Source organism: Vibrio sp. V15_P4S5T153 (assembly GCF_963874485.1).
Taxonomy (GTDB): Bacteria; Pseudomonadota; Gammaproteobacteria; order Enterobacterales; family Vibrionaceae; genus Vibrio; species Vibrio anguillarum.
On record NZ_CAWNHR010000019.1, the window covers coordinates 304,261 to 329,626 of the forward strand.

Annotated in this window: 20 protein-coding genes and 3 pseudogenes; 7 read left to right on the forward strand and 16 right to left on the reverse strand. The window is 45.6% G+C overall.

All coding sequences use genetic code 11. The features are described from left to right. From wecB to AACT42_RS19995, 3 genes and pseudogenes are all read right to left on the reverse strand, one after another. Entirely contained in the window at positions 1-1,122 is a 1,122-nt protein-coding gene (gene wecB / locus AACT42_RS19985; RefSeq protein WP_047690637.1) for a non-hydrolyzing UDP-N-acetylglucosamine 2-epimerase, read from the reverse strand. Positions 1,123-1,845: 723 nt separating this feature from the next. Continuing rightward, positions 1,846-3,576, reverse strand: coding sequence for an SLC13 family permease (locus tag AACT42_RS19990; protein WP_047690636.1), 1,731 nt, complete (start codon positions 3,574-3,576; stop codon positions 1,846-1,848). A gap of 62 nt (positions 3,577-3,638) precedes the next feature. Continuing rightward, positions 3,639-4,488 (reverse strand): annotated as a pseudogene (locus AACT42_RS19995) (IS630 family transposase). Positions 4,489-4,631: 143 nt separating this feature from the next. Between AACT42_RS19995 and AACT42_RS20000 the strand changes: the two are divergent. The 3 genes and pseudogenes from AACT42_RS20000 (at position 4,632) to AACT42_RS20010 (ending at position 8,115) form a co-directional block, all read left to right on the forward strand. Beyond that, positions 4,632-5,529, forward strand: a pseudogene (locus tag AACT42_RS20000) (IS5 family transposase). Positions 5,530-5,779: 250 nt separating this feature from the next. Next, positions 5,780-5,916: pseudogene (locus AACT42_RS20005) on the forward strand (ISAs1 family transposase); the annotation flags it as partial. 309 nt (positions 5,917-6,225) lie between these two features. Further along, positions 6,226-8,115 carry a methyl-accepting chemotaxis protein gene (locus AACT42_RS20010; RefSeq protein ID WP_017045419.1) on the forward strand — a complete coding sequence of 630 codons (1,890 nt, stop codon included), beginning with the start codon at positions 6,226-6,228 and terminating at the stop codon, positions 8,113-8,115. A 66-nt stretch (positions 8,116-8,181) separates the two neighbouring features. Here AACT42_RS20010 and AACT42_RS20015 read toward each other — a convergent pair whose 3' ends face one another. Both AACT42_RS20015 and AACT42_RS20020 read right to left on the reverse strand, forming a co-directional pair. Beyond that, the gene (locus tag AACT42_RS20015) at positions 8,182-9,417 is read right to left on the reverse strand and encodes a mechanosensitive ion channel family protein (protein WP_017045418.1); all 1,236 of its coding nucleotides are present in this window, start codon (positions 9,415-9,417) and stop codon (positions 8,182-8,184) included. Between the two features lie 168 nt (positions 9,418-9,585). After that, entirely contained in the window at positions 9,586-10,512 is a 927-nt protein-coding gene (locus AACT42_RS20020) for a D-2-hydroxyacid dehydrogenase (RefSeq protein WP_017048463.1), read from the reverse strand. 71 nt (positions 10,513-10,583) lie between these two features. Between AACT42_RS20020 and AACT42_RS20025 the strand changes: the two genes are divergently transcribed. After that, positions 10,584-11,171, forward strand: a complete 588-nt coding sequence (locus AACT42_RS20025) for a YjaG family protein (protein WP_026028258.1) — start codon at positions 10,584-10,586, stop codon at positions 11,169-11,171. Positions 11,172-11,690: 519 nt separating this feature from the next. Here the strand turns inward: AACT42_RS20025 and AACT42_RS20030 are convergent. Together AACT42_RS20030 and AACT42_RS20035 are read right to left on the reverse strand one after the other, a co-directional pair. Further along, positions 11,691-12,047, reverse strand: a complete 357-nt coding sequence (locus AACT42_RS20030; RefSeq protein WP_094133282.1) for an endonuclease domain-containing protein — start codon at positions 12,045-12,047, stop codon at positions 11,691-11,693. 17 nt (positions 12,048-12,064) lie between these two features. Then, a complete protein-coding gene (locus AACT42_RS20035) occupies positions 12,065-13,120 on the reverse strand; it encodes a CNNM domain-containing protein (RefSeq protein ID WP_017048893.1) in 1,056 nt (351 codons plus the stop codon). A gap of 347 nt (positions 13,121-13,467) precedes the next feature. Here AACT42_RS20035 and hupA point away from each other — a divergent pair, with 347 nt between their 5' ends. Both hupA and AACT42_RS20045 read left to right on the forward strand, forming a co-directional pair. Next, positions 13,468-13,740 (forward strand): nucleoid-associated protein HU-alpha, encoded by a 273-nt coding sequence (gene hupA / locus AACT42_RS20040; protein WP_010320328.1) that lies wholly within the window; start codon positions 13,468-13,470, stop codon positions 13,738-13,740. Positions 13,741-13,782: 42 nt separating this feature from the next. After that, positions 13,783-14,472: a DUF1481 domain-containing protein gene (locus tag AACT42_RS20045; RefSeq protein ID WP_094133281.1), complete on the forward strand. Its 690-nt coding sequence runs from the start codon at positions 13,783-13,785 to the stop codon at positions 14,470-14,472. A 119-nt stretch (positions 14,473-14,591) separates the two neighbouring features. Here the strand turns inward: AACT42_RS20045 and purD are convergent, their stop codons facing one another. After that, positions 14,592-15,887 carry a phosphoribosylamine--glycine ligase gene (gene purD / locus AACT42_RS20050; RefSeq protein ID WP_094133280.1) on the reverse strand — a complete coding sequence of 432 codons (1,296 nt, stop codon included), beginning with the start codon at positions 15,885-15,887 and terminating at the stop codon, positions 14,592-14,594. A 171-nt stretch (positions 15,888-16,058) separates the two neighbouring features. Further along, complete coding sequence (gene purH, locus AACT42_RS20055; RefSeq protein ID WP_094133279.1) at positions 16,059-17,690, reverse strand: bifunctional phosphoribosylaminoimidazolecarboxamide formyltransferase/IMP cyclohydrolase; 1,632 nt, start codon at positions 17,688-17,690, stop codon at positions 16,059-16,061. 164 nt (positions 17,691-17,854) lie between these two features. Between purH and zntR the strand changes: the two genes are divergently transcribed. Beyond that, positions 17,855-18,253, forward strand: coding sequence for a Zn(2+)-responsive transcriptional regulator (gene zntR, locus AACT42_RS20060; RefSeq protein ID WP_017046798.1), 399 nt, complete (start codon positions 17,855-17,857; stop codon positions 18,251-18,253). A 28-nt stretch (positions 18,254-18,281) separates the two neighbouring features. On the opposite strand, the gene AACT42_RS20065 is transcribed toward zntR, so the two are convergent. The 7 genes from AACT42_RS20065 to aroQ all read right to left on the reverse strand — a co-directional run bounded on the left by AACT42_RS20065 (position 18,282) and on the right by aroQ (position 25,104). Next, positions 18,282-19,922: a methyl-accepting chemotaxis protein gene (locus AACT42_RS20065; RefSeq protein WP_019281512.1), complete on the reverse strand. Its 1,641-nt coding sequence runs from the start codon at positions 19,920-19,922 to the stop codon at positions 18,282-18,284. Between the two features lie 403 nt (positions 19,923-20,325). Next, positions 20,326-20,622 (reverse strand): DNA-binding transcriptional regulator Fis, encoded by a 297-nt coding sequence (gene fis / locus AACT42_RS20070; protein ID WP_010320338.1) that lies wholly within the window; start codon positions 20,620-20,622, stop codon positions 20,326-20,328. Positions 20,623-20,645: 23 nt separating this feature from the next. After that, positions 20,646-21,614, reverse strand: coding sequence for a tRNA dihydrouridine synthase DusB (dusB, locus tag AACT42_RS20075; protein WP_038171221.1), 969 nt, complete (start codon positions 21,612-21,614; stop codon positions 20,646-20,648). A 139-nt stretch (positions 21,615-21,753) separates the two neighbouring features. Next, positions 21,754-22,641: a 50S ribosomal protein L11 methyltransferase gene (prmA, locus tag AACT42_RS20080; RefSeq protein WP_094133278.1), complete on the reverse strand. Its 888-nt coding sequence runs from the start codon at positions 22,639-22,641 to the stop codon at positions 21,754-21,756. A gap of 113 nt (positions 22,642-22,754) precedes the next feature. Beyond that, on the reverse strand, positions 22,755-24,101 hold the full coding sequence (gene accC, locus AACT42_RS20085) for an acetyl-CoA carboxylase biotin carboxylase subunit (protein ID WP_013855809.1): 1,347 nt from the start codon (positions 24,099-24,101) through the stop codon (positions 22,755-22,757). A gap of 14 nt (positions 24,102-24,115) precedes the next feature. Then, positions 24,116-24,571: an acetyl-CoA carboxylase biotin carboxyl carrier protein gene (gene accB, locus AACT42_RS20090; protein ID WP_094133277.1), complete on the reverse strand. Its 456-nt coding sequence runs from the start codon at positions 24,569-24,571 to the stop codon at positions 24,116-24,118. Between the two features lie 83 nt (positions 24,572-24,654). Further along, positions 24,655-25,104 (reverse strand): type II 3-dehydroquinate dehydratase, encoded by a 450-nt coding sequence (aroQ, locus tag AACT42_RS20095; protein ID WP_094133276.1) that lies wholly within the window; start codon positions 25,102-25,104, stop codon positions 24,655-24,657. Positions 25,105-25,366 lie beyond the last annotated feature (262 nt).

Sequence of the window (25,366 nt, forward strand, 5' to 3'; positions counted from 1 at the left end):
TTATAGTAGGGAATTACAGATTTTAGTACATGCCATGCCGTCTCCGTATGGGTTATGTGCAACGCTCATTTTTTTATACTCTCCTTCATTAGTTAGTAGAACGGACAGTTCTGATACAATTTTTCCAACATCCGTTCCAACGAGTTTTACTGTACCTGCCTCAACAGCTTCAGGTCGCTCTGTTGTATCACGCATGACCAATACGGGTTTTCCAAGCGAAGGTGCTTCTTCTTGAATACCACCGGAATCAGTCAGAATAATGTGTGCGCGATCCATTAAATAGATAAACGGCAAATACTGCTGTGGCTCAATCAATAGTACATTATCCACACTACCTAGAATGCGATTAACAGGTTCACGCACATTAGGGTTTAAGTGCATAGGGTAGAGAATTTGCACCTCAGGGTGCTGCTGAGCTGTTTGCGCGAGTGCCTGACAAATACGCTCAAAGCCCTCACCAAAACTTTCACGGCGATGACCTGTGACCAAAATTAACTTTTTATTTTCATCTAAGTAAGAGAACTGCGCCGCTAAGGCTGCTTTTAGATCGGCATCTTGCTCAATTTTCTTTTTTACCGTTAACAGGGCATCAATTACGGTATTGCCAGTGACGAAAATGTTCTCCGCAGCGTAGTTTTCTTGCAACAAATTTTGCTTCGAGGCTTCTGTTGGTGCAAAGTGATAATTAGTTAACGCGCCGGTGAGTTTACGGTTCGCCTCTTCTGGCCATGGCGAGTAAATGTTACCAGTACGAAGGCCAGCTTCAACATGGCCGACAGCAATTTGCTCATAATACGCGGCTAAACTGGCTGCAAATGTTGTTGCGGTATCCCCGTGAACGAGAACAACATCGGGTTTAAATTCCTGCAAAACAGGTTTTAACTCTAATAGAATTCGCGCGGTGACTTCATTGAGCGTTTGACTAGCTTTCATCAGGTTTAGATCATAGTCCGGCGTAATTTCGAACAGATCTAATACTTGATCCAGCATTTCACGATGCTGAGCGGTGACGCAGACTTTGGCTTCAAAACGCTCATCCGCCGCCAATGCGTGAACTAGCGGTGCCATTTTAATCGCTTCAGGACGAGTGCCAAAAACGGTGAGAACTTTTTTCTTGGACATTGTCGAACCTAATTTAAGTTATCAAAATAAATGAATTAGAACAGATCGATTCTAGCAGGCCGTTAAACCGCTCTAGCTTCTCGGATCAAGCGCCTCAACTTCTTCTTCCTTCTTAAACGCCAGGGCTCGCGCATGAGTTAACGAAATGTTAATCACCAAACAAAACTCGCTCACGGAACTCCGTGTTCAATGCGCATTTTAACTGCCGTCTTTTCAAAGTGCCTTTCATCTCGACTAACTTAATAAAGTTCATACACATCTGTCTTATTCGTGAGAGATTTTCCGACGCGTGAGCGTACACGATTTTGCTCTCATCTTTATTCATCCAGTGCATACTCTTTATACCCCAGTGACCTCGGCATAATTGACCAAATCCTGCTTTGCAATAAACAGTATAAGATCACGCCTAGATCGCTAGTTCAACCTATTTCTTAAAACTTTATTCCGAAAATCGAAGAGAAAGTGCGCCAATAACATGCGCGGACCCTGGCATCGCATCATGTAGATCTTTAGCACTCAATTTTATTGCACGTTTAAACTGAAGAATGTTTATGCGATTTGCGTACTCTAGCTATTTTTTTTTAACTTTAGCCACGCTACCGCCCTACGTAGACACGCATAACTCAGAGGCACTAACCGTTTCGCATTTTTATGGACAGTTAAAGGTAATCCAGATCCTTAGTAACAATCTACCCTAAATAAAACGGATAGATGACAACCAATTTATACGCCAAAAAGGGCAGCCACACCAGTGATGGAAACGAAAGCATAGGTGATACAGACTAACCGTCCTTGTCGTAAAAAATCCTGAATTGTATATTGCCCCACATTATAAACCATCAAATTAGTTTGATAACCATAAGGGCTTAAAAAGCTAGCACTCGAAGCAAAAGCGACCACCATTATAAATGCCATTGGGTTTGCCTCTAAGCTAGAGGCCGTCGCAAGACCAATGGGTAACATTAGCGCTGCTGCGGCATTATTCGTAACTAACTCAGTTAAACACCATGTCAAAAAATAAATGACAGCTAAAGCCCAAAATGCAGATAATCCACTGAGATAATGTTTTACAAATCCATCGAACAAATCAATTGCCCCACTATTGGTCAATGCTTGAGACAAACATAATGCAGATCCAACAATCAACCAGATATCTATAGGTAAACGGCGGATGATTTCTGCCTGAGACAAACATCCCGTTAAAATCAATAAACCTAAAAGCACAAACAAGCTACTAAATAAAGGGATAAACCCGACTGCGGAGACAGCAATAGCAGCAATAAAGCCCAAACCTACCAACAACTCTTTATTATCGATTAACTTATCTTCAGGTTCAACGCCACTGAGTATTATAAAATTTTTATGCAAATTTTTACGGCAATGAAAATCATCACCGACAGCCAGAACTAAAAAATCACCCGCTTCAAGTTTAATCGTACCCAGCTTGCCTAATAACGGTTTACCGTCACGTTTTATCGCCACAACTGCAGCGTTAAATAATGCCCTAAACCCAACTGTTTTCAGTGTCTGCCCTACTAAGATACTTCCAGAACGGATGAGTATCTCTGTCAAATTATTGATGGGTAATCCTTGGCCATCTGCAAATAAAGCCAATCCACTAAACTGCTGTAACTGCATAACTTTAGTGATATCTCCAGTAAAAATAAGGCGATCATCTTTTTCTATCACTTCATTAGGCGTCACAGGACTTATCACTCGTTGACCCCGAATAATCTCAGCAAGAAAGAGTGATTCTAAGTGTCTTAGGCCATTTTTCTCAATTGTATGACCAATCATCGGCGAGTGCTCTTGAACTTTCGAATCAATCATATAAGTACTAAAATTTACACTATTTAATTCATTTTCATTGCTCGGTAAAGAATTTCGTGAAATATATAAGGCGCATCCACAGAATGATACCAAGGCAAAACCGACAAACGTAAAATCGAAGAAACTAATAGGAGGAAAACCGGCATCAATGACTAAGCTATTTACGATCAGATTAGTTGATGTGCCAACTAACGTCAGTGTGCCTCCTAAAATCGCGGCATAAGATAATGGTAGAAGCAACTTGCTAGCAGGATGATAAGGGTTATTACGAATAGAAGACATTAAAGCAGATACGATCGCTGTATTATTGAGCAACGCAGAAGAAAGGGCAGTAATGCTAAACAGCCTAAACCAAGTTATGTTGTAATTAGGCCTGATGATTAATTTAGCTACGTAGCGCAAAATGCGGGTTTTCTCTAATGCTAATGAACAAACCATCAATAATACTAATGTTAAAACACCTTTATTAGAAAAACTAGTTACAAGATCATCCGCAGAAACCACTGTTGTACAAAACATAACTAATACAGTACATCCAAACACTCTACTGGGATACTTTTGAAAACGAATCAGTCCCACAATGGTTAACATAAAAAGAGTTACCACCCAGATAATCATATACATAATCCACTCAACCTCTTTTTCTTATTCATGAATCTCAAATATTCACCGTTATCTATATCCAATCAACTTGAAAATGCAGGTTTAATGACCTGAAAATTGTCCGTAATTCTGGATACTAGTGAGCCTGAATTCGGGCAACGTTACATTGAAAAAATGCTTAATAGAAGCGGTAAACGCTTTGCTTGATGAAAAGTAAACATTGTTCCTCACATGCTCATTCATGACCTTCCCAAAGAAGCTAGCAATACTTTCGCTATTTATTGTGTCATAGGCTTCGGTGACAGCCTTGCTAATCTCTTCCAACTGCAATGCGCCAATAATATTCAAACGAGTGCGACTGCCTGTTGTTTCGATGAGCTTATCTTGGCCTTTACGTATCCATCCATAGCTTAGCTTTGTGGTCTGAGTTGAATGAACTGCATCCACGAGGAGAACAGGCGCTTTGCTAGACTTAAAAACATTGTCGATAAAGGCTTGCTGCTCTTTAGGTTTGAATGGGTGTGGTACGCCTTTGGGCTTTTTGCACGAAAACCTATGGTGATGTAACCATTTATTCATGCCAGAAGCGCTGTAGTTCCCCACCCATTCAGCCTGGGTATCAGTGACGATTTGATGGGTATGAAAATAGGTTTTTTCAGTCAAATGCTCGATAAGTTGTCTGGTTTGAGAGGCAGGAAGTCGGCTTTGACTGCCACCATTGTCAGGCTTGATTTTTTTAGAGAGAACATAATTAGTGAGATGAAGAGCGACCGTTGATTCATGGATACAAAGTGCTTGAGAAATCATGCTCTGATTCCAGCCTTCGGAAGTAAGTAGGACCGCTTTGATGCGATCGTATACACGGTTATCACGAGTATAACCGTGTATTTGTTCTAGTTGTTGCTTTTGTTGAGGAGTCAGTATGATTTTCATGGTGCGTAGCATGATTCTGATTTCATTGAAAATCAAGCATCTTCAATGAGCATGGGGATACAGATGTGTTGTTGATTAAATCAGTGGACTCTTTTGCTATTCAGTGATCAAATTATCTATCACAGATGTTTCAGGTGTCAGTCATGGGCAAACCGAAGAACAAAATCACAAACTGGAATCAGTATGATAAGGCATTTGAGCAACGAATTACATTTTGGATTGATGGCTCTGCTATCAATGCTTTGAGATGTACCGAATATTATGAGATGGGGGACCATGAGTTGCAACATACGTGTAGCACTACTGAAATTAAACTGCCTTGATGATTAAAGTGATTTTGTCTCAGCCATCGCGTCTTCTTGGTGGTTTGGTCAATTCCATTTTCAAGATTATGAGTGCGTCACGTACATCACCCGATTACACCTCTATCAGTCAACGTGCTAGGGCAGTTGGCGTGAGATGTCGCGCTTTATCAAAAGGGCTTGTTAGACTATTCCACCGATTTGAAAGTGTCCGGTGAAAGGGAATGGAAAGTCCGAAAGCATGGCAGTGATAACTAGGGAGAAATGACGCAAGCTCCATTTGGCAGTTGATGTTTGTACGTATAAAGTCATCAGTGCTGGAGTCAGTTTAGTGAGTGTTAGAGATAGTGAAGAGCTTCCGACATTACTTTATCCACTCCGGAAAAAAATTTAAAAAGAGTCAGATAATGGAGTTTACGATACAAAAAATGCCATAACGTCTTACAGGGTAAAGGGAGCTCTCCTCTCATTCCACCTAGGAAAGTTCAGGATATTGGGAATATCATCATTCAAGAAACGATGCGGTATTGGCATTGAAAACGAATAACCTAGCTCAATGGAAAATTGATTCTGGGTATTATTTTGGATCGCTCTCAGAAACCGTCATGTTGAAATACAAAGGGCTAACCAATAGCACGCTGATACTCTGTAGTTACAAAATGGTCAAGTCTTTGCCAGTGCCAAAGCAATAAATAAAGTCATAAGATTCAGTATGCCGGAAATAAAAGCTATTGCTTAACATGCGGCCAATTAGAGCTAGCTCTGCATCGAGCTTGATTTGATCAACAATGCTGTATATAAAGAGAAAACTCTTAATGAAATGATTAATTGCTGATCTTAATGGGATACTAACTCAAGCCAACACTTCTAATTATACAAAAGTTCTACTCAGAATGCTGATCTGTACTGATAGTTTTGTATGCTGGGTTAGGTGAGTAAAATCCGATCTTAATCAATTAGACTGAACACTTCAGTAAACGACTTTTGCTAGTTTTGCTAGGATTCGGCAGATGTGTTTGAGCATGTTAAAGACTGAACCTTATTTAAAGGTGGTTTCAAACGTAAACGGATGAAGTGTGCAATGGATGAAAATTACCTGAGTAAAGTTATTGTAAGCCTTACGTGACGAAAATGTTCATGGAGAGCCCGCAACAAAGCAAGCTTTTGCGGTTACGTTGCGCAGTTTAGGTTATGAGGTGATAGATTGAGCGCAATGTTTTGCCGTGTTAATTGCATTGTTAATAGCAGTAACTTACTTTTAATAGGTGTAAAAGATTTGTATCCATTAGCAACTAAACGATGACGCTTTGTGGCTTAGATTGTGGCTTGGACTTTTTGTCGGTTAATTACGACGCAGTATGAGTGCAAAGTGTACATGTGTAGTGGGCGATTCTTACAAACAAAACCTAATCTATTTCACCAATGGGGGTGAGTTGTGAATCTATCGTTAAAAGGTAAGTTGATAATGACAAGTTTGCTTGTTGTTATTGTGATGGCGGTGGTGTTGACGTTACTGTCGGCAAATTTATTGAAAGATGAAACGGAGAGTGGCATCAAGGAAAGGGTGTATGGTATCTCGAAATCGGCAACGAGTTCGATTACCCAATGGTTGGATGTTCGTAGCAAAGTTATTAGCGCGGTGATCCCTCACACGATGAAGGAAGATTCACTGCCTTTTTTACAGCAAGCTCAGCAAGGTGCACAGTTTGATTTACTCTATTTCGGCACTGAGCAAGGCACCATGCACCGTTCTATTCCGTCTCGAGGTGCAGACAATGCAAGCTATGATCCTCGGACAAGAGGATGGTATCAAGAAGCGAAAAATAGCTCCGGCACGATATTAACTGCCGCTTATGCCGATGCGATCACGGGCGCTTTGATGGTAACGCTCGCTGAACCGATTAAGAAAGACGGACAGTTTTGGGGCGTTATTGGTGCTGATGTGTTAATTGATCAGTTAGTGAAGGATGTCATTGCGATTGATGCAGGGGCAAAATCAAATGCTATGTTGATCAACCGTGATACAGGGTTAATTGTTGCACACCGTAATAAAGATTTGATTCTCAAACCGCTGGCTTCTTATAGCCCTAACCTAACGCAGCAAGTCATCGACCGCTCAATGGCAGAGAACAAAATACAAACCGTGATGGTTGGTGATGTCGAAAAATTATTATTCTTTACCGCCGTTCCTGAGACTGACTGGGTGCTCGGCATTGAGCTCGATAAAGAGGTGGAGTACACCAATATTGGCGCTCTCTTTATGCAATTAACCTCGATATCAGTCGCCATTACAATTTTGGTCGTGATCGTGTTTTCGGCATTGGTTGGCTTCTTACTGCGTGACTTGGGCCGAGTCTCCCAAGCATTGGCGGAAATTGCAGATGGTGATGCTGACCTTACACAGCGCATTGAACCACGTTATCAAGATGAAGTAGGCGCACTGGCGAATAACTTTAATCAGTTCGTCGGTAATATGCACGGCATGATCAAGCGTTTCCATGAAGTGTCGCAAGGGTTAACACTGCAAGCAGAAAACACCGCAGCGCAAGCCCATGAGCGTACCCGACGCATTATGGTGCAACAAGATGAAATCAACATGGTGGCCACTGCGATTAACGAAATGGCAGCCGCCACGCAAGAGATTGCAGGCAATGCAGATAATACAGCGGCCACGTCTTTGGATACGGTGAAAATTTCTAACCACGGCGTTGAGCAGGTGAAAAATACTCAACAGTCGATCAGTGAGTTGTCGAAAGAGATGACGGTAGCCAAAGAAGTCATTGAGAACTTGAACCAGCACGCACAAAACATCAATACGATCTTGTCGGCGATTCAGGGTATTGCTGAGCAAACCAACTTACTGGCACTGAATGCGGCGATTGAAGCGGCAAGGGCGGGTGAGCAAGGGCGTGGATTCGCGGTGGTAGCGGATGAAGTTCGGGTACTCAGCCAACGAACGCACAGTTCGACGCAAGAAATTCAACAGACGATTGAAACCTTGCAGAAAACCACGACTCAGGCCGTGAACATCATGACTGAGAGTAGCAAGCTTTCCGAAAGTAGCGTGGAAGATGCTAACGTGGCCGCGCAAAGCTTAGTGAAAATTGGTGAAGCGGTCGGCACGATCAGCGATATGGCAACCCAAATTGCAACCGCCGCAGAAGAACAGGCGTCAGTCACAGAGGAAATTACGCGTAATACCCAAGGTATACGCGACGTGTCTGATGAACTGGCAAAAGAAGCGCAAGAAGCTTCCCAACAAGCTGAATTGCTTTCTAGCTTATCTAAAGAGCTTCAACAAGAAATTAACCGCTTTAAACTGTAACCCTTCTCGATCACTTTACGATTAAACCTCCCCCATTAGGGGGAGGAAACTCAGGCAATGTCATGTTTACCTTGCGAGTGCTTGAAAGTCACTGCCAGTTGGCGCTTGAGAAACGCGTAGGCCGAAGTCGGGCAGTACGGAGTAAATGTGGTCAAAAATATCGGACTGAATCCCTTCATACTCGACCCACACGACCGTATTGGTGAAACAATAGATCTCCAGCGCGACGCCATCGTGCGTGGGGGCCAGTTGGCGCACCATTAATGTCATGCCTTGGTGAATTTGGGGATGGTTACGCAAGTAACGTTCTAGATAGGCACGAAAACTGCCAATGTTGGTTAAGCGGCGGCCATTGATACGGCAGGCTAAATCGAGTTGGCTCATCTGATTATAAGCGTTGAGCTCTTGTTCTTTTTCGGCCAAGTAGGGCTCTAAAAGTTGTGCTTTGCGTAGGTAGCTTTGCTCTTCTGGAGTCAGAAAGTGAATGCTATTGGCATCAATTAATACGCTGCGTTTAATGCGTCGGCCGCCTGATTCTTGCATCCCTTTCCAGTTTTTAAACGAATCAGAGATCAAGGCATAAGTCGGAATAGTGGTGATGGTTTTATCCCAGTTTTGCACTTTGACTGTGGTCAGGCTAATGTCGATGACGTTACCGTCTGCGCCATATTTGGGCATTTCGAGCCAGTCACCGACGCTTAGCATTTGGTTCGCTGAAAGCTGAATCCCCGCCACTAACCCTAAAATCGGGTCTTTAAATACCAGCATGATGACCGCGGTCATCGCACCTAAACCGCTCAGCAGTAGCACTGGTGATTTGCCAATTAAAATCGACGTCGCAAACAGTGCGGCGATAACAAATGCGATGATTTTGATGCTTTGAATAATGCCTTTGAGCGGAATGTTACGGCTGGTTGCGCTGCGATAAAGTAGCGTTTCCACCACATTGAGCAGAGCGTAACTGCTTAACAGGCCAAACAGGATAATCCACAGTAAGGTCAATGTATGTAGCAGTTCGTAAGTCGCACTGGCGTGGCTAAGCCATAACTGAGTTTGAATTGAAATGACAATCCCTTGAATTAACAAGGCAAAGCGGCTGAAAAGCTTTTTGCTAAACAGAATGTTTTGTAAAACTTGTGCGTTGGTTGTGCGCCGCTGTAGCCATAGGCTCACCCCTCGGTGCAACACTAAATGGATAACGATAGAAATAAGCGCGATAAGCCCAAGTGCTTCAGCAATCGGCAGCAGTTGTTCTAAATTAATGTTCAGTGATTGTAGCCACGAAGTGATGGCTGAAGGCATGATTTGCTCCTTGTGTCAGTAGGCGATACCGTTCCTGTTTTACCGCATTAACCCGTGTTCGATGCGGCAGTGTATTCTCGACAGCAATGGCAAGTGGTTTGCGTGTCTATAGTAACATTGAGTTAAGGTTTCCCTAGGCTTAGTGCCGATTATTAACCGCTATTTGACCTAATAGCCTTTTTCAAAATCAATTCTGTTTTCAAGTTGGAACCCGTCGCGCCACAAGCCGTAATTACGGGTGAAAATCTCAACCACTTGCTCAGGAAAACTCACTGCTGCGATATGCGGAGTAAGGCTAATGGCAGGGTGCGTCCAGAACGGGTGATCTTCGCTTAATGGCTCTTTTTCAAACACATCGAGGTAGGCGTGTTGAATGTGCCCCTCTTCAATCAGTGCAATCAAATCACTCTCAACAAGGTTTTTACCGCGCCCGACATTAAACAGTAATGCATTGTGGCAATGGCTCAACGTACTTTGATTGAGCAAGCCTTTGGTGTGCGGCGTGTTGGGTAACGTACTGACCACAACCTCCGCGTGAGCGAGGGCAGTAGCAAGCTCGTTAATGTGATAGGTTTTATCAAAACCCCCGTTTTTGGCTGGGATGCCAGTGCGGTTGACGCCAATCACGTGTAGACCAAAGGCTTTGGCTACTTTCGCTAAATGGCTGCCAATCGAGCCTGTGCCGAGGATTACCATGGTTTTATCATTGATCGATTGATAAGGGTGGGTTTGCCACTGTTTGGCCGCTTGTTGCTGCGCGTAGCAAGCAAAGTGGCGAAAGTGTGCAATCAGGTTGCCCAGAACGTATTCAGCAATTTGCTGGCCGAAGATGCCTTTAACGTTGGTGAGCTCATAATCTTGACGAAGTTGTGGCGACATTAAGGTGTCGACGCCTGCATATTCCGAGTGCAACCATTCCAGTTGCGGAAAATCGTCCAAATACTTTGCCGCCAGTGGTGGCGCGGCCAGCAAAATGGTTGCTTCGCTGCGATCGTCAGTGATGGTTAAGCCGCTCAACTGCGCCTGTTCAATCGCTTGTCGATAAATATCGTTGTGTTCGGTCAGAATATAGAGTTTATGAGTGAAATTGTTCATCGGCTTTGCTTTTTTCCCTGTTGGTTATCAAGTACACTTCCGCTGTCTTTTTCTGCTGCGATTGAGTGATTATGCTACAAAACCCTCTGCAGGTTCGTCTTGAGAAATTTGAACCTTGGCAACAAATTACTTTTATGGCGTGTTTGTGTGAACGTATGTACCCGAACTATGCCATGTTTTGCGACAATACTGAATTTGCTCACACGCGAGTATATCGAGATATTCTCGACAGTGTTTGGGAATTGCTCACGGTAAAAAGTGCCAAAATCAATTTCGAGAACCAATTGGAGAAGTTGGAAGAGATCATTCCAAGCTCAGAAGATTTTGATGTTTACGCTGTGTACCCAGCAATTGATGCGTGTGTGGCTTTGTCTCATCTACTTCACGGCCTGCTTGATCGCGATTATCTGTATGAAAACATGCAAAAAATCAGTCAGGTGTCGGTGCTGACAGTGGCGCAGTTAGAAGAAGCGCAAACGGGCGAAGAGATCACCAACGACAATCAAAAACAAAATGAAGCGGTCTGCGCCGAATGGGATGTGCAGTGGGCTATTTTCCGCCCTCTGCGTGAAGCCGTAGAGCGAGATATTGATTTGATTAAAGACCTACGCCAAGAGCTACGCGACGAAGGCGTGAGCAACATTGGTGTGAGTTTGTAGTACACCCCCTCCTAACCTCCCCCTAGAAGGGGGAGGGACTAAAAGCGCTCTCGTCTACCTTGAAGGGGAGAGACTAAAAGCATGTTCGTTGTGGGTGCTGAAATGTGCTGATTTCAGTGATCGCTTTTAAATTCCGTACATCCACCTAACTTCCCTCCAGAAGGAGAGGGGCTAAAAGCGGCCTCGTCTCCCTTGAAGGGATGAGACTAAAAGCATGTTCGTTGTGGGTGCTGAAATGTGCTGATTTCAGTGATCGCTTTTAAATTCCGTACATCCACCTAACTTCCCTCCAGAAGGAGAGGGGCTAAAAGCGGCCTCGTCTCCCTTGAAGGGGGGAGACTAAAAGCATGTTCGTTGTGGGTGCTGAAATGTGCTGATTTCAGTGATCGTTTTTAAATTCTGTACACCCCCTCCTAACCTCCCCCCTAAAAGGGTGAGGGACTAAAAGCGTTCGTTTCGGTGCCGAAAGGTGCTGATTACAGTGATCGCTTTTAAATTCCCTCCCCTTTGAGGGGAGGGCTAGGGTGGGGTGTTTAAGTAGCGACAAATATCTTCAACAACATCATCAAGCTGTATTCGTACTTCCGCGTTTGTATACCGTAAAACACGAATGCCAAATTGCTCTAGATAATCAGTTCTTGCTTGGTCGTAGATATAAGAAGACTCGCTGAAATGAGAGTCACCATCGATTTCAATCACCAGCCGATGACTTGGCGCATAAAAATCCACGATATAAGGACCAATACCAAACTGACGGCGAAATTTAGTGCCTAGTTGTTGGCATCGTAACTTTGCCCACACACTTTGTTCTGATGCTGTAGCGTTAGTACGCAATGTTCTACGCCGTATTTTTGTCGATTTAGGATTAGATTCCATTCTATTTCCTTTATTTTTTATTCCTCATCCCTGTTTTCAATGACGCCGTGTGTTTTCTTCCAACGTTCCCAGCGCTGGTAAGCGAGCTGCTGCATGTCGGTGGTTTTATCTGCTTCATCAATGATCTCTTCACCCAGTAGGTATTCAAAAATATCCTCTAAGGTCAGAATGCCTTGCACTGTGCCGTATTCATCAACGATTAACGCCAATTGCAGCCGTTTTTGCATCATTTGATCAAACGCCTTTAATAAGCTCATTTTATTGAGCAGCGCATGAAGCGGCCTCATGACTTCTTCTAAACGTTTACTGCCTTGGCCCTTTTGTTGCAGTTTAAATAGCTCTAAGCGATGCACAAAACCGATGATGTCCTCTTTGCTTTCGCCATAAATAAGCGGACGCGAGAAGGGCGTATCTCTATGTTGCACGAGAAACTCGTCGATAGTGAGTTGCGCGCTGGCGCGAAACAAAACCGGGCGCGGTGTCATCACTTGAGTCACTGGGACGTGCTGAATAGCCAACAAGTTATTGAGTATTTTTGATTCGCCATCGGCAAACTCACCGCTTTCATTGGCCAGCATGGCCATCGCGGAGAGTTCATCTCGCATTTTGGGCGCTTCATGGTGACGCGCTAAGCGTTTGGTGATCTGCTCTGAAAACCAGACAAAAGGTGTCAGCGCCCACACCATCCAGCGTAAAACTACCGCAGAAGCTGGCGCAAGTTGACGCCAATAGGTTGCGCCAATGGTTTTCGGTACGATTTCCGACAACACCAAAATGCCTAGAGTTAGCACCGCAGAAAATACGCCGAGCCATTCGCTACCAAATACGACCGCCGCTTGTGCGCCAGCGCTGGCGGCACCGATGGTGTGAGCAATGGTGTTGAGCGTGAGAATCGATGCCAAGGGACGGTCAATGTCCGCTTTGAGCTTGCTTAATTTATCAGCTGAAGGATGAGCATTTTGGCGCAACTGAGCAAGGTAACTTGGTGTAATGCTCAGTAGCACAGCTTCAAGAACCGAACAGATAAAAGAGACACCGATGGCAACGGCAATATAAACCGTAAGCAAAAACATGATTGTTCCTTAGTTTTATTTATACCAAATCAATACTGCGTTGAGCTTGATCCATACCAATGTCGATCATTGGAGGCTCTACCTGCGTAGGATTGTACTGATATATTAGGTCGCTTAAGTGACCTGAAATATCAGGTATCCAAGCATAAGTACGCTATAAATAAGGGCTTACAGCGTCAAAAACAAGCGGATATTCTTTGTCAATCAGTAACAAATTGTGAGTTATTGCTCATATTGTGGTTAAAAGTGCGGCATAGAGACAAAAGATCAGCGACAAACCTTTGCCAGACGGGGGCTTTATGTTTTAGAGTGAGGTCAATTCGATAACACATGAGAAGGGAAACCTAATGAACAAGACCCAATTAATCGACTTTATCGCTGAAAAAGCAGACTTATCTAAAGCACAAGCAAAAGCTGCTCTTGAGGCGACTTTAGGCGCAGTTGAAGGCGCTCTCAAAGAGGGTGACCAAGTTCAACTAATTGGTTTTGGTACATTCAAAGTAAACCACCGTGCAGCGCGTACTGGCCGTAACCCTAAAACAGGTGCTGAGATTCAAATCGCAGCAGCTAACGTTCCAGCATTTGTAGCCGGTAAAGCGCTGAAAGATTCAGTGAAATAATTTATACTACGCCGAGATACCCTCTCGGCGTAGATTTCTCCCATGAAAAAAATTCTTTTATCCATTCTATTTCCCCTATTTTTAGTGGGGTGTTCCTCTTCTAGCCATACGCCTAGTCTCGAACAATATTCCAATTATACCAGTGGGCAAACCATGGGTGATGCCACCAGTTTTTATTGGTATATCGAGCGTTCAGCTTCTCCAAACAGCGCCGCCGATTATGTCGCATCAGGTGATTATGGTTGGTATAAAACCAATTATCGCTGGGATGAAGGGACATTAAGAGAGCTCAAGCGCGAAGGTGAGCAGCTACAAAAGAAATCGCTCGTACCTTATTCGGTTCACTTACGTTTTAATGACGCTGGCGAGGCCATTTATCAACAATACCGTGTCGATGGAAAAATACTGCCACTCGATGAAGAACAGCTTTCCCATTACCTGCAACAAGCACAATACCTGATCTCAGAAACCAAAAATAAAGACAACCAAGGGTTAGAACTGATTCAAGGAGTGTGGGATGGCGAAGTGTTTGAAACCTGTACGGGTCATGAATACACGCAGATGGAATTTAACCAAACGCTGCCCAGTTTTGTGGTCAGTCGTTTAGCATCATTGGATAACTACATCGCATTTTTAGGTAAAATCCGCAATAACCGTGTCTATATCGAAGAGCTATTAATGCTTGCTGATGAGAATCATGGCTGTGTCGACAAACCGCAATTGTTGAAGTGATGATTAAGTTCATCTCGAAGTGGGTTTAGCACCAAGCCAATACAGAAGTATGAACATGAAGTATAAAAATAAGGCGCTCAATGAGCGCCTTATTGGATCATAACCTAGCTTTGTCGTTGTTATTTTGTTGTCTGTTGTTCACGAGCTATCGCGCGGTAGCCAATATCGCTGCGATAGAACATGCCATCCCAGTTGACCTGTTTGGCTAATTGGTAAGCGCGCTGCTGCGCTTGTGAAACTGTGTTACCAAGTGCGGTTGCGCATAACACGCGACCACCGTTGGTGACGACTTCTCCAGCTTGGTTGCTTGTGCCTGCGTGGAAGATTTTCTCACCCGCGACTTCTTGCGTTGGTAAGCCAGAAATGACATCCCCTTTCGCGTAGTCGGCAGGGTAACCGCCAGCGGCCAAAACAATACCGATAGAAGCGCGTGGGTCCCATTTTGACTCCACTTGATCGAGTTTACCTTCTAGAGCGGCAAAGCAGAGTTCGACCAAATCCGATTGCATCCGCATCATGATCGGCTGAGTTTCAGGGTCACCAAAACGGCAGTTGTACTCAATCACTTTCGGTGTGCCTTGCGCGTCAATCATTAGCCCAGCGTACAGAAAACCTGTGTAAGGGTTGCCTTCTGCCGCCATACCGCGCACCGTTGGATAAATGACCTCTTGCATCACGCGCTCATGGATCTCTGGCGTGACCACCGGAGCTGGCGAGTAAGCACCCATGCCGCCAGTATTGGGGCCAGTGTCTTTATCGCCGACGCGTTTATGATCTTGGCTGGTGGCCATAGGGAGAACATTTACGCCATCGACCATGACAATGAAGCTCGCTTCTTCTCCATCTAAGAACTCTTCAATCACCACGCGGCTGCCTGCATGACCAAAGGCATTGCCTGCGAGCATATCTTGAATCGCGTCTTCGGCCTCTTGCAGCGTCATCGCCACAATGACCCCTTTGCCAGCGGCAAGGCCATCAGCTTTGACCACAATCGGCGCACCCTGCTGGCGGACGTATGCCAAAGCAGGTTCAATTTCTGTGAAATTAGCGTAAGCCGCCGTTGGAATATGATGACGAGCTAAGAAATCTTTGGTGAAGGCTTTTGAGCCTTCGAGCTGTGCTGCCGCTTGCGTCGGGCCAAAGATGGGTAAATCCGCCTTACGGAAAGCATCCACCACGCCAAGCACTAAGGGTGTTTCTGGGCCAACAATGGTCAGTTCAATACGTTTTTCTTGAGCAAAAGCGACCAAACCAGCAATGTCTTCCACTGCAATGTTGACGTTCTCAAGTTTAGGCTCAAGCGCTGTGCCCGCATTACCCGGAGCAACAAAGACAGTTTTAACATTTGGGTTTTGAGCGACTTTCCAACCCAGAGCGTGCTCACGACCGCCAGCACCTATAATCAGAATGTTCATCTATGAGTATCCTTTAACGTATAGAGTTTGTTTGTTGCCATTTACCCCCTCCTAACCTCCCCCTTAAAGGGGGAGGAACTTGGATGACAATATCTCCCCTAAAAGGGAAGTAAGGTCACTTGGTTTCTATTCCCTCCCCTTCTAGGGGAGGGCTAGGGTGGGGTAAGGTTTTTAGTGACGGAAGTGACGCATACCAGTAAAGATCATCGCCATGCCGTGTTCATCGGCGGCGGCAATCACTTCGTCATCACGCATCGAACCGCCCGGCTGAATCACACACTTGATGCCCGCTTGCGCTGCGGCATCAATGCCGTCACGGAACGGGAAGAATGCATCAGAAGCCATTACACATCCTTCTACTTGTAAGCCTTCATCGGCCGCTTTAATGCCCGCAATTTTGGCTGAATAAACGCGGCTCATTTGGCCTGCGCCCACGCCAACAGTCATGTCACCTTTTGAGTAAACAATCGCGTTTGATTTGACGTATTTAGCCACTTTCCAGCAGAAAAGAGCATCTTTGATCTCTTCTTCACTCGGCTGGCGCTTGGTTACGATTTTGAGATCATCAAGGCCAACCATGCCTTGATCGCGATCTTGCACCAGCAAGCCACCATTGACGCGTTTCACGTCAAAGCCCGTGGTTTTCGCTGACCACTCACCGCACTCAAGCAGGCGCACGTTTTTCTTCGCCGCAACCACTTCAATCGCTTCCGCAGAAACGATTGGTGCGATGATCACTTCAACAAACTGGCGCTCAACAATCGCCGCTGCGGTTTGTGCGTCTAGCTCGCGGTTAAAAGCGATGATGCCACCAAAGGCAGAAGTAGGGTCGGTTTGGTAAGCACGGTTGTAGGCTTGAAGAATATCGCTGCCCAAGGCAACGCCGCATGGGTTGGCGTGTTTGACAATTACACACGCTGGCTCAGCGAACTCTTTCACACACTCAAGAGCGGCGTCGGTATCGGCGATGTTGTTGTAAGAGAGCGCTTTACCTTGGAGTTGGCGTGCAGTAGAGACTGACGCTTCCTCTGGGTTGGCTTCAACGTAGAAAGCGGCCGCTTGGTGACTGTTCTCACCGTAACGCATGTCTTGTTTTTTCAGGAATTGTTGGTTGAAGGTGCGCGGGAATTTGCTCTCTTCATCAGCCTTCTTTCCTTCTTCATCAAGTAAAGAGGCTCCGTAAGACGGAACCATAGTGCCGAAGTAGTTGGCGATCATGCCATCGTAAGCGGCGGTATGTTCAAAAGCGGCAATCGCAAGGTCAAAACGTGTTTCGAGTGTTAGCGAATGGTCGTTCGCATCCATCTCGGCAATGACACGGTCGTAGTCATGTGCATTCACCACTATGGTCACATCTTTGTGGTTTTTCGCCGCAGAACGCACCATAGTTGGCCCACCAATGTCGATATTTTCTACCGCATCAGCGAGGGTACAACCTGCTTCAGCGAGGGTACAACCTGCTTTAGCAACGGTTTCGGCAAACGGGTAAAGGTTGACGACTACCATATCAATCGGCTTAATACCGTGTTGTTGCATAATGTCGTCATCTTGACCGCGGCGGCCCAACACGCCACCGTGTACTTTCGGGTGCAATGTTTTTACGCGACCGTCCATCATCTCAGGAAAACCGGTGTAGTCAGAAACTTCTGTAACAGCAATACCTTGGTCTGCTAATAAGCGAGCGGTGCCACCAGTAGAAAGAATATCGACACCGCGCTTCGCGAGAGCTTGAGCGAACTCAACAATGCCAGTTTTGTCTGATACGCTGATCAATGCGCGGTGAATAGGACGAGCGTTATTCATGCTTCGGTCTTCCTCAAATCATGGAGTTAATAGGAAATTTGATGGCGCACATTCTAACCAAACAATCATCAAAAAGCTCGCGCAATCGTTTGGCATCGCAAAATTTTTTATAAAAACGGTGATATTGGGTATCAAACGTAATAAAAAAGTTAAAGGAGAATGAGATGTTTCAAATTGGAGAGCTCGCCAAACGCTGTAAAGTTTCAACCGATACGCTGCGTTTTTATGAAAAAAATGCGCTAATAAAACCGGCGGGACGCAGTGAGTCTGGTTATCGTTTATATAATCAAAAAAATCAGCAGCAGGTGAGTTTTATTCTCAAAGCCAAAGAGCTAGGGCTCAGTTTGGATGAGATCAAAGAGTTACTGGAAATAAAGCTGGAAGCGACCGAACACAGCTGTGCAGAAGTGAAATCGATCACCAGCGCTAAGCTGGTGGTGATTGATCAAAAAATCGCCGAGTTAACGGCGATTCGTCAAGCGCTAAAAAAAATCAACGATGCGTGCTGCGGTCATATAGACGACAACGCCAGCCACTGCTCAATTTTAGCGGCATTGGAGTGATCTCATCAGCCGATAAGGTGTGAGTTGCTCACACTTTAAAATGGCTAATGCTCTGTTTCAGTTGTTGGCCGCTGTCTGAGAGATATTGACTGGCTGTCGACACTTGATCGGCTTGGGCTGCAGCTTGGGAGCTGTGCTCGGCAATATGAGTCAGATTGCGATTAATCTCTTCTGTAGCGGTGGTTTGCTGGGCGCTTGCCTCTGCAATATGTTCATTGAGTGAGAGAATCTGTTTTACTTGCTCGTCGATCTCATTGAGCACTTGCTGCGCTAAAACAGCTTGTTGCTGTGTGGCGGTTGATTGTTGCTGCGTTTGAGCCATAAATTCTCCCAGCTCTTTTGCGCGAGCCTGTAATCTATTGATTATCTGCTCTATCTCGTTGGTGCTGGTTTGAGTACGCGTTGCCAGCGCCCGTACTTCATCCGCGACGACCGCAAAGCCTCTTCCTTGTTCACCAGCACGTGCTGCTTCAATCGCCGCATTCAGGGCCAATAAGTTGGTTTGTTCAGCTATCCCTTGGATGACCGCCAGTATCGCTCCGACATCTTGTGTCTCTTTCGCGAGGTTTTTAGTGGTGGTGTCAGTGGTGGTCAGTAGTGCAGACAGGGAGTCCATAAAATCAGAAGCTTTGCCAATCACCGAGCTGCCTTCTTTGCCTTTGCTGCTGGCCGTATGCGCGGCTTTCGCGGCACTACTCGCCGCATTAGCCACTTCTTGATTGCTCGCATGCAGTTCGTTCATCGCTGATGCGACTGTATCGACGGATTGCTGCTGCTCTAAAGCTTTGATTGAGGCATGTTGCGAGAGTTGAGTAAGCTCATTTGCCGAGTGGTTAACATTGTCGGTGATCGGTGTGATATTGGTAATGGTATGACGAATTTTCTCTGTGAACTCATTGAAGGCTTGTGCTATGTGTGACAGCTCATCACTACCTTGCACCGAGAGCTGTTTGGTTAAATCACCGTCGCCTTTGGCGATTTCTTCGAGTGCCTGTTTGGTTTCTTCACACGGTTTAGTGATGCTATTTCCTATCACTACTGAAAGAATCAGCATCACAATAATAACGAGGCTAAGAATGAGCAATATCGATTGTAGGCGTTGCCAAATCAACGCATTGACATCGTCGATGTAGACTCCAGAACCGAGGATCCAACCCCAAGGTTTAAATAATTTTACATAAGAGATTTTACCCACATCGACGCTAGAACCTGGTTTGGGCCACATATAGTCGACAAAGCCTTCACCCTGCTGTTTAGCGACTTTAGTAAATTCTACAAACAGTTTTTTTCCGGTCGGGTCGGCGGCATTGGAGAGATCTTTGCCGTCCAATTGGGGCTTCATTGGGTGCATGATCATACTTGGCTGAAGGTCGTTGATCCAAAAATAATCATCAGCCTCGTAGCGCAGTTTCGCGATGGCTTGTTTGGCTTGAGTCTGTGCTTGCTGCTCGGACAAGGTGCCATCGATTTGTAATTGGTGGAAGTAACTTAATACGCCGTATCCTGTTTCGACGATGTGGCGAGTTTTTGTCTGTTTTGATTGCATTAAATCGTGTTGATAACTATTGAGCATGGAGACAAATGGGATCAACAGTAGCAGTGTGGTGACCGTGGTCAGCAGGTATAAACGCGTTCTAATTTTGGTCTGGCGCAAGTTCAGTAAGCTCATTGACGTCACTCCTTGTCAATCTTCCGAGTGGTTTTATCATTATAATAGGCCCATTTGACTTGGTGTTTAGATTGTTGCGTCGCCGAGCTCATCTTAGTCACTCCATTTTTGGGGGGATAAAGCCTTACTCATTGTATGCACTGTTCACGACAAGTGATTTGGGGATCGGTCGGTAAATTTCCATCACATGCACAATGTAACCAGTTTGTTGCGGTCGCGTAAATGCGACAACAGAAGAAGAGAGAGCCCGCTCAAACAATCCGATCTCTTTATTGAATTAATGCAAAGTAAAGCAGCCCGTTGATATTTTAGTTATCCGTTGGGTGAAAATGAAAAAACCGAGCGCAGAGGCTCGGTTTTAAAAGCGATGGTATCTAGTTGCTAGATTTGTGCAGTAGCTAGATTAGTTCATGCCGTATTTTTTTAGCTTCTTACGAAGAGTGCCGCGGTTGATGCCCATCATGGTTGCTGCGCGAGTTTGGTTACCGCGAGTGTACTGCATGATGGTGTCGAGTAGTGGCTGTTCAACTTCAGCAAGAACTAACTCGTATAGTTCTGTCACTTCTTGGCCGTTTAACTGCGCAAGGTAGTTTTTAAGAGATGCTTTAACTGAATCACGTAGTGGCTTTTGCGTGATTTGATCTTGTGAAGTTACGGTTGTTACTGTGAAAGCTTCTGAAGTCAGGTTTTGTTCGAACATATGCGGTCTAGCTCTTCTCTTAATTATGATGCAACGTTATCAAAATAACCTTCGAGCGCGTCAATTTGCAGCGGTGCTGCGTCAATAGCGTTGAAGGTACGGCGAAACTCACTCGCTTGTTCATGTTCTTTCAGATACCAACCCACATGCTTACGAGCGATGCGAGGGCCTAAATACTCACCATAGAAACTGTGGAGAGCCTGTACATGGCCAAGCATAATATCTTTCACTTCCGCAGCCGGAAGTTCAGACATCGTGGTGCCGTTTTCCAAATAGTGTTGGATTTCTTGGAAAATCCACGGGCGACCTTGGGCAGGGCGTCCAATCATTAAAGCGTCAGCGCCGGTGTAATCCAGCACGTATTTCGCCTTCTCTGGGCTATCGATATCACCGTTAGCAATAACCGGAATAGAGATGGCGCTTTTCACCGCTTTAATGCTGTCGTATTCGGCCTCGCCTTTGTACATACACGCTTTGGTTCTGCCATGCAGGGCTAAAGCTTGTATGCCGCAGTCTTCGGCTAATTTAGCGATGTAGACACAGTTTTTGTTGTCTGTGTCCCAGCCAGTACGGGTCTTTAATGTCACTGGGACATCAACGGCGTTCACCACCGCTTTCAAGATCTGTTCAATCGTCTCCGGAAATTGGAGTAAGGCTGAACCCGCCAGCTTTTTATTCACCTTTTTTGCTGGGCAACCCATGTTGATGTCGATGATCTGAGCACCGTTCTCAACACTAAATTGGGCTGCATCGGCCATAAGCTGTGGGTCGGCTCCCGCAATTTGTACCGAGCGAATGCCCGATTCGCCCTCATGTACCATACGTTGCATCGACTTTGACGTATTCCATAGAGCAGGATTAGAGGACATCATTTCACTGACGGCCATGCCTGCTCCATAGCGAAGACACAACTCTCGAAATGGTCTGTCAGTCACTCCTGCCATAGGGGCAACGATAAGATTGTTCTTAAGTTGATAGTTTCCGATTTTCAAAACGTCATCACAGTTCTGTACCAGCAAGGGCGCGCATTTTACGCATTTTTTTACTGCGTGAAAAGACTAATATTTGAGCATTTACAATTTGTTTTAGTAAATCGTATAAAATACAGTCTATTAGCACGCAAAGTCTTATCTAGCCTTGCTTGCGACCCGAGATGCGGCACCACTCATTGAGCTCAATTATCGGGTCAATGTGAAGCTCGTCACGATAATGGTTGGCAACTTCTTCGGCTTGAGTGTCCAAAACACCGGACATCGCAAGTTGGCCATTGGGCTTAAGTAACCCTTTGATCACACCATTCAGGTCACGCAGTGGGCCGGCCAAAATGTTGGCCACAACCACGTCAGCGATTAAGCCTTCAGGTTGATCTTGTGGCAAATACACTTCAAGTTGGTCAGCTACGCCATTGCGTCCTGCGTTGTCGTTAGAAGCAAGCAGTGCTTGTGGGTCGATATCAATACCGACGACTTTGGCTGCGCCCAATTTGATCGCTGCAATGGCTAGGATGCCTGAACCACAACCAAAATCGATGACGGTTTTGCCTGTCAGATCGAGCCCTTCGAGCCACTCTAAACATAATGCGGTCGTCGGGTGAGTCCCTGTACCGAATGCAAGGCCCGGGTCGAGCATTACGTTGACAGCGTCAGGTTCTGGGATTTCACGCCAGCTTGGGCAAATCCACAAACGTTGACCAAATTTCATCGGGTGGAAGTTGTCCATCCATTCACGTTCCCAGTCTTTATCTTCGAGCTGTTCAACTTTGCAGGCAAAGTCATCACTCAGCAGTTTGCTTGAGCGAATTTGGTCAATGATCCATGCGCTATCGGCTTCGGCATCATACAGCGCCAGCACGTCGGTATCGCCCCAAAGGCGAGTTTCGCCCGGAAGCGGTTCAAAAACAGGGGTATCGTGAGCATCAAGAAAAGTGACGGATACTGCGCCCGTCTCTTCCATCAGCATGTCGCCAATTGGCTCGGCATTGGCGTTAGTTGCGTTCAGTTTAATTTGAATCCAAGGCATGTCAGTTGCTCTGTTATGTCGTCAGTTGGCGCAGAGTTTAGCAGAAACTGACTCGGCTGCCGAAAACAAAAATGCTCACCGAAGTGAGCATTTGGTCTCTCGCGACGCGAAAATTAGTGCTGTAAACCCAATTTCTTCTCAAGGTAGTGGATGTTCGCTCCACCGTGTTGGAAGTTCTCATCTTGCATGATCGATTGCTGCAAGGTGATATTGGTTTTAATGCCATCGACGATCATTTCGTTTAACGCATTTTTCATGCGCGCAATCGCCACGTCACGGTTTTCACCGTAAGTGATGAGCTTGCCGATCATTGAATCGTAATGTGGCGGCACTGTGTAGCCAGCATAAATGTGCGATTCCCAACGAACGCCCATACCGCCCGGCGCGTGAAAACGTTCAATTTTGCCCGGTGAAGGGAGGAAACGAACCGGATCTTCCGCGTTGATACGGCATTCAATTGCATGGCCACGGATCTTGATGTCATCTTGGGTAAACGACAGTGGTTGACCTGCGGCGACGCGAAGCTGTTCTTTGATGAGGTCAACGCCAGTGACCATTTCAGTGACTGGGTGCTCAACTTGAATACGCGTGTTCATCTCAATGAAGTAGAACTCGCCGTTTTCGTATAGGAACTCAAACGTACCGGCACCACGATAGCCAATTTCGAGACAAGCGCGTGTACAACGTTCACCAATGTATTTACGCATCTCTTCGGTAATACCTGGTGCTGGAGCTTCTTCAACCACTTTTTGGTGACGACGCTGCATTGAGCAGTCACGTTCACCAAGGTGAATTGCGCCACCTTGACCATCCGCAATAATTTGTACTTCAACGTGACGTGGGTTTTCTAGGAATTTTTCCATGTAAACCATGTCATTGTTGAATGCTGCTTTGGCTTCGGCACGCGTCATTGCGATCGCTTGGGTCAGTTCATTTTCGCTACGGACCACGCGCATACCACGACCGCCGCCGCCACCAGAAGCTTTGATGATCACAGGGTAGCCAATGCGTTTCGCATGAGCTTTGTTTTTGACTTCATCGCCATCCAGTGGGCCGTCAGAACCCGGCACACAAGGAACGCCCGCTTTTTTCATTGCGCTGATGGCTGACACTTTGTCACCCATCATGCGAATGGTATCGGCTTTCGGGCCAACAAAAATGAAGCCTGAACGCTCGACTTGTTCAGCAAAGTCGGCGTTTTCAGAAAGAAAACCGTAACCGGGGTGAATTGCTACGGCGCCAGTTACTTCTGCTGCAGAAATAATGCGTGGAATGTTTAAGTAGCTGTCAATACCACGTGCTGGGCCAATACAGATGGTTTCGTCGGCCAGCAGTACGTGTTTTAAATCACGATCGGCAGTGGAGTGCACGGCAACAGTTTTGATGCCAAGCTCTTTACATGCGCGCAGAATACGAAGTGCAATTTCACCTCGATTCGCGATGACTAATTTATCTAACATAAAACAAACCTCGATTATTCGATAACAACAAGCGGTTGGTCGAATTCAACGGTCTGGCCGTCTTCAAGTAGGATTGCCGTAACGATACCTGCTTTATCGGCTTCGATTTGGTTCATCATTTTCATCGCTTCAACGATGCATAGTGTGTCACCGACTGAAACACTTTGACCGACTTCGATGAACGCTTTTGAATCTGGACTTGGTGAGCGGTAGAAAGTACCGACCATTGGCGAAAGCACTTGGTGACCTTTTGGCGCTACAGGCGCGGCGGCTTCAGCCGTTGGCGCAGGGGCAGCGACTGGCGCGGCTTGTTGTGCTGGCGTTGGTGCAGCGTAATGCATCTGAGCCATCTGTACTGGCGCAGTGTTACGACTGATGCGTACCGATTCTTCACCTTCAGAGATTTCTAGTTCAGAAATGCCAGATTCTTCTACCAGTTCGATAAGCTTCTTGATTTTACGAATATCCATCTTTTCTTTCTCTTTATCTTGTGAATACGTCAGCCCTTAAGGTTGGGCCGTAGAGTGTTTGTTTATCGTTGATCGTCTGTGGGTTATTTTGTCTGTAGCGCTTTTATGGCGGCTGCAAGAGCAAATTCATAACCTTGTGCACCTAACCCGCAAATCACCCCTTGCGCCTTATCCGACAGATAGGAGTGGTGGCGAAAAGGTTCACGTGCGTAAACGTTGGATAGATGCACTTCAATAAATGGGATGGCGACACCCAATAACGCATCGCGCAGTGCCACACTGGTGTGCGTCAATGCGGCGGGATTAATGATGATGAAGTCGACCTTGCCGTAAGCGGCATGGATAGCTTCGATCAGCTCATATTCGCGGTTCGATTGAAGATGTTCTAACTCAATATCTGCTTTTTGCGCTTGTTCGCGTAATGTCTCGACAATGTGCGCTAAGGTGTCAGAACCATAATGTGCAGGTTCACGTAGCCCTAACAGGTTAAGATTTGGCCCATTTAAGACCAGAATGCGAGATTTAGCAGTCATTGTGTCGACATCTCCCTATATCGTGAAACGAATATTAATATTCCCATATTATTCTTAGGTCAGAGTGAATTTTTCGTCAAAAATTCCCTGAATTTAAGAAATTGCCCAAGATTATAGCTAATTCAGCGCAAATGGCAGCAATTTACTGGTCTTATCAGATAGTTTACTCATTTAATTCTGCAACCGAGTTAACAGAATGAGAAGAACTGAGAGGAAAAGAAAAAGCCGCCACAAGTGTGACGGCTTAATCATCTCAATGCCT

Excerpts from the sequence above, each read along its gene's own strand:
- wecB (WP_047690637.1), bottom strand. The coding sequence starts at position 1,122 with ATGTCCAAGAAAAAAGTTCTCACCGTTTTTGGCACTCGTCCTGAAGCG.
- AACT42_RS19990 (WP_047690636.1), bottom strand. The coding sequence starts at position 3,576 with ATGTATATGATTATCTGGGTGGTAACTCTTTTTATGTTAACCATTGTG.
- AACT42_RS20015 (WP_017045418.1), bottom strand. The coding sequence starts at position 9,417 with ATGCCTTCAGCCATCACTTCGTGGCTACAATCACTGAACATTAATTTA.
- AACT42_RS20020 (WP_017048463.1), bottom strand. The coding sequence starts at position 10,512 with ATGAACAATTTCACTCATAAACTCTATATTCTGACCGAACACAACGAT.
- AACT42_RS20025 (WP_026028258.1), top strand. The coding sequence starts at position 10,584 with ATGCTACAAAACCCTCTGCAGGTTCGTCTTGAGAAATTTGAACCTTGG.
- AACT42_RS20030 (WP_094133282.1), bottom strand. The coding sequence starts at position 12,047 with ATGGAATCTAATCCTAAATCGACAAAAATACGGCGTAGAACATTGCGT.
- AACT42_RS20035 (WP_017048893.1), bottom strand. The coding sequence starts at position 13,120 with ATGTTTTTGCTTACGGTTTATATTGCCGTTGCCATCGGTGTCTCTTTT.
- hupA (WP_010320328.1), top strand. The coding sequence starts at position 13,468 with ATGAACAAGACCCAATTAATCGACTTTATCGCTGAAAAAGCAGACTTA.
- AACT42_RS20045 (WP_094133281.1), top strand. The coding sequence starts at position 13,783 with ATGAAAAAAATTCTTTTATCCATTCTATTTCCCCTATTTTTAGTGGGG.
- purD (WP_094133280.1), bottom strand. The coding sequence starts at position 15,887 with ATGAACATTCTGATTATAGGTGCTGGCGGTCGTGAGCACGCTCTGGGT.
- purH (WP_094133279.1), bottom strand. The coding sequence starts at position 17,690 with ATGAATAACGCTCGTCCTATTCACCGCGCATTGATCAGCGTATCAGAC.
- zntR (WP_017046798.1), top strand. The coding sequence starts at position 17,855 with ATGTTTCAAATTGGAGAGCTCGCCAAACGCTGTAAAGTTTCAACCGAT.
- AACT42_RS20065 (WP_019281512.1), bottom strand. The coding sequence starts at position 19,922 with ATGAGCTTACTGAACTTGCGCCAGACCAAAATTAGAACGCGTTTATAC.
- fis (WP_010320338.1), bottom strand. The coding sequence starts at position 20,622 with ATGTTCGAACAAAACCTGACTTCAGAAGCTTTCACAGTAACAACCGTA.
- prmA (WP_094133278.1), bottom strand. The coding sequence starts at position 22,641 with ATGCCTTGGATTCAAATTAAACTGAACGCAACTAACGCCAATGCCGAG.
- accC (WP_013855809.1), bottom strand. The coding sequence starts at position 24,101 with ATGTTAGATAAATTAGTCATCGCGAATCGAGGTGAAATTGCACTTCGT.
- accB (WP_094133277.1), bottom strand. The coding sequence starts at position 24,571 with ATGGATATTCGTAAAATCAAGAAGCTTATCGAACTGGTAGAAGAATCT.
- aroQ (WP_094133276.1), bottom strand. The coding sequence starts at position 25,104 with ATGACTGCTAAATCTCGCATTCTGGTCTTAAATGGGCCAAATCTTAAC.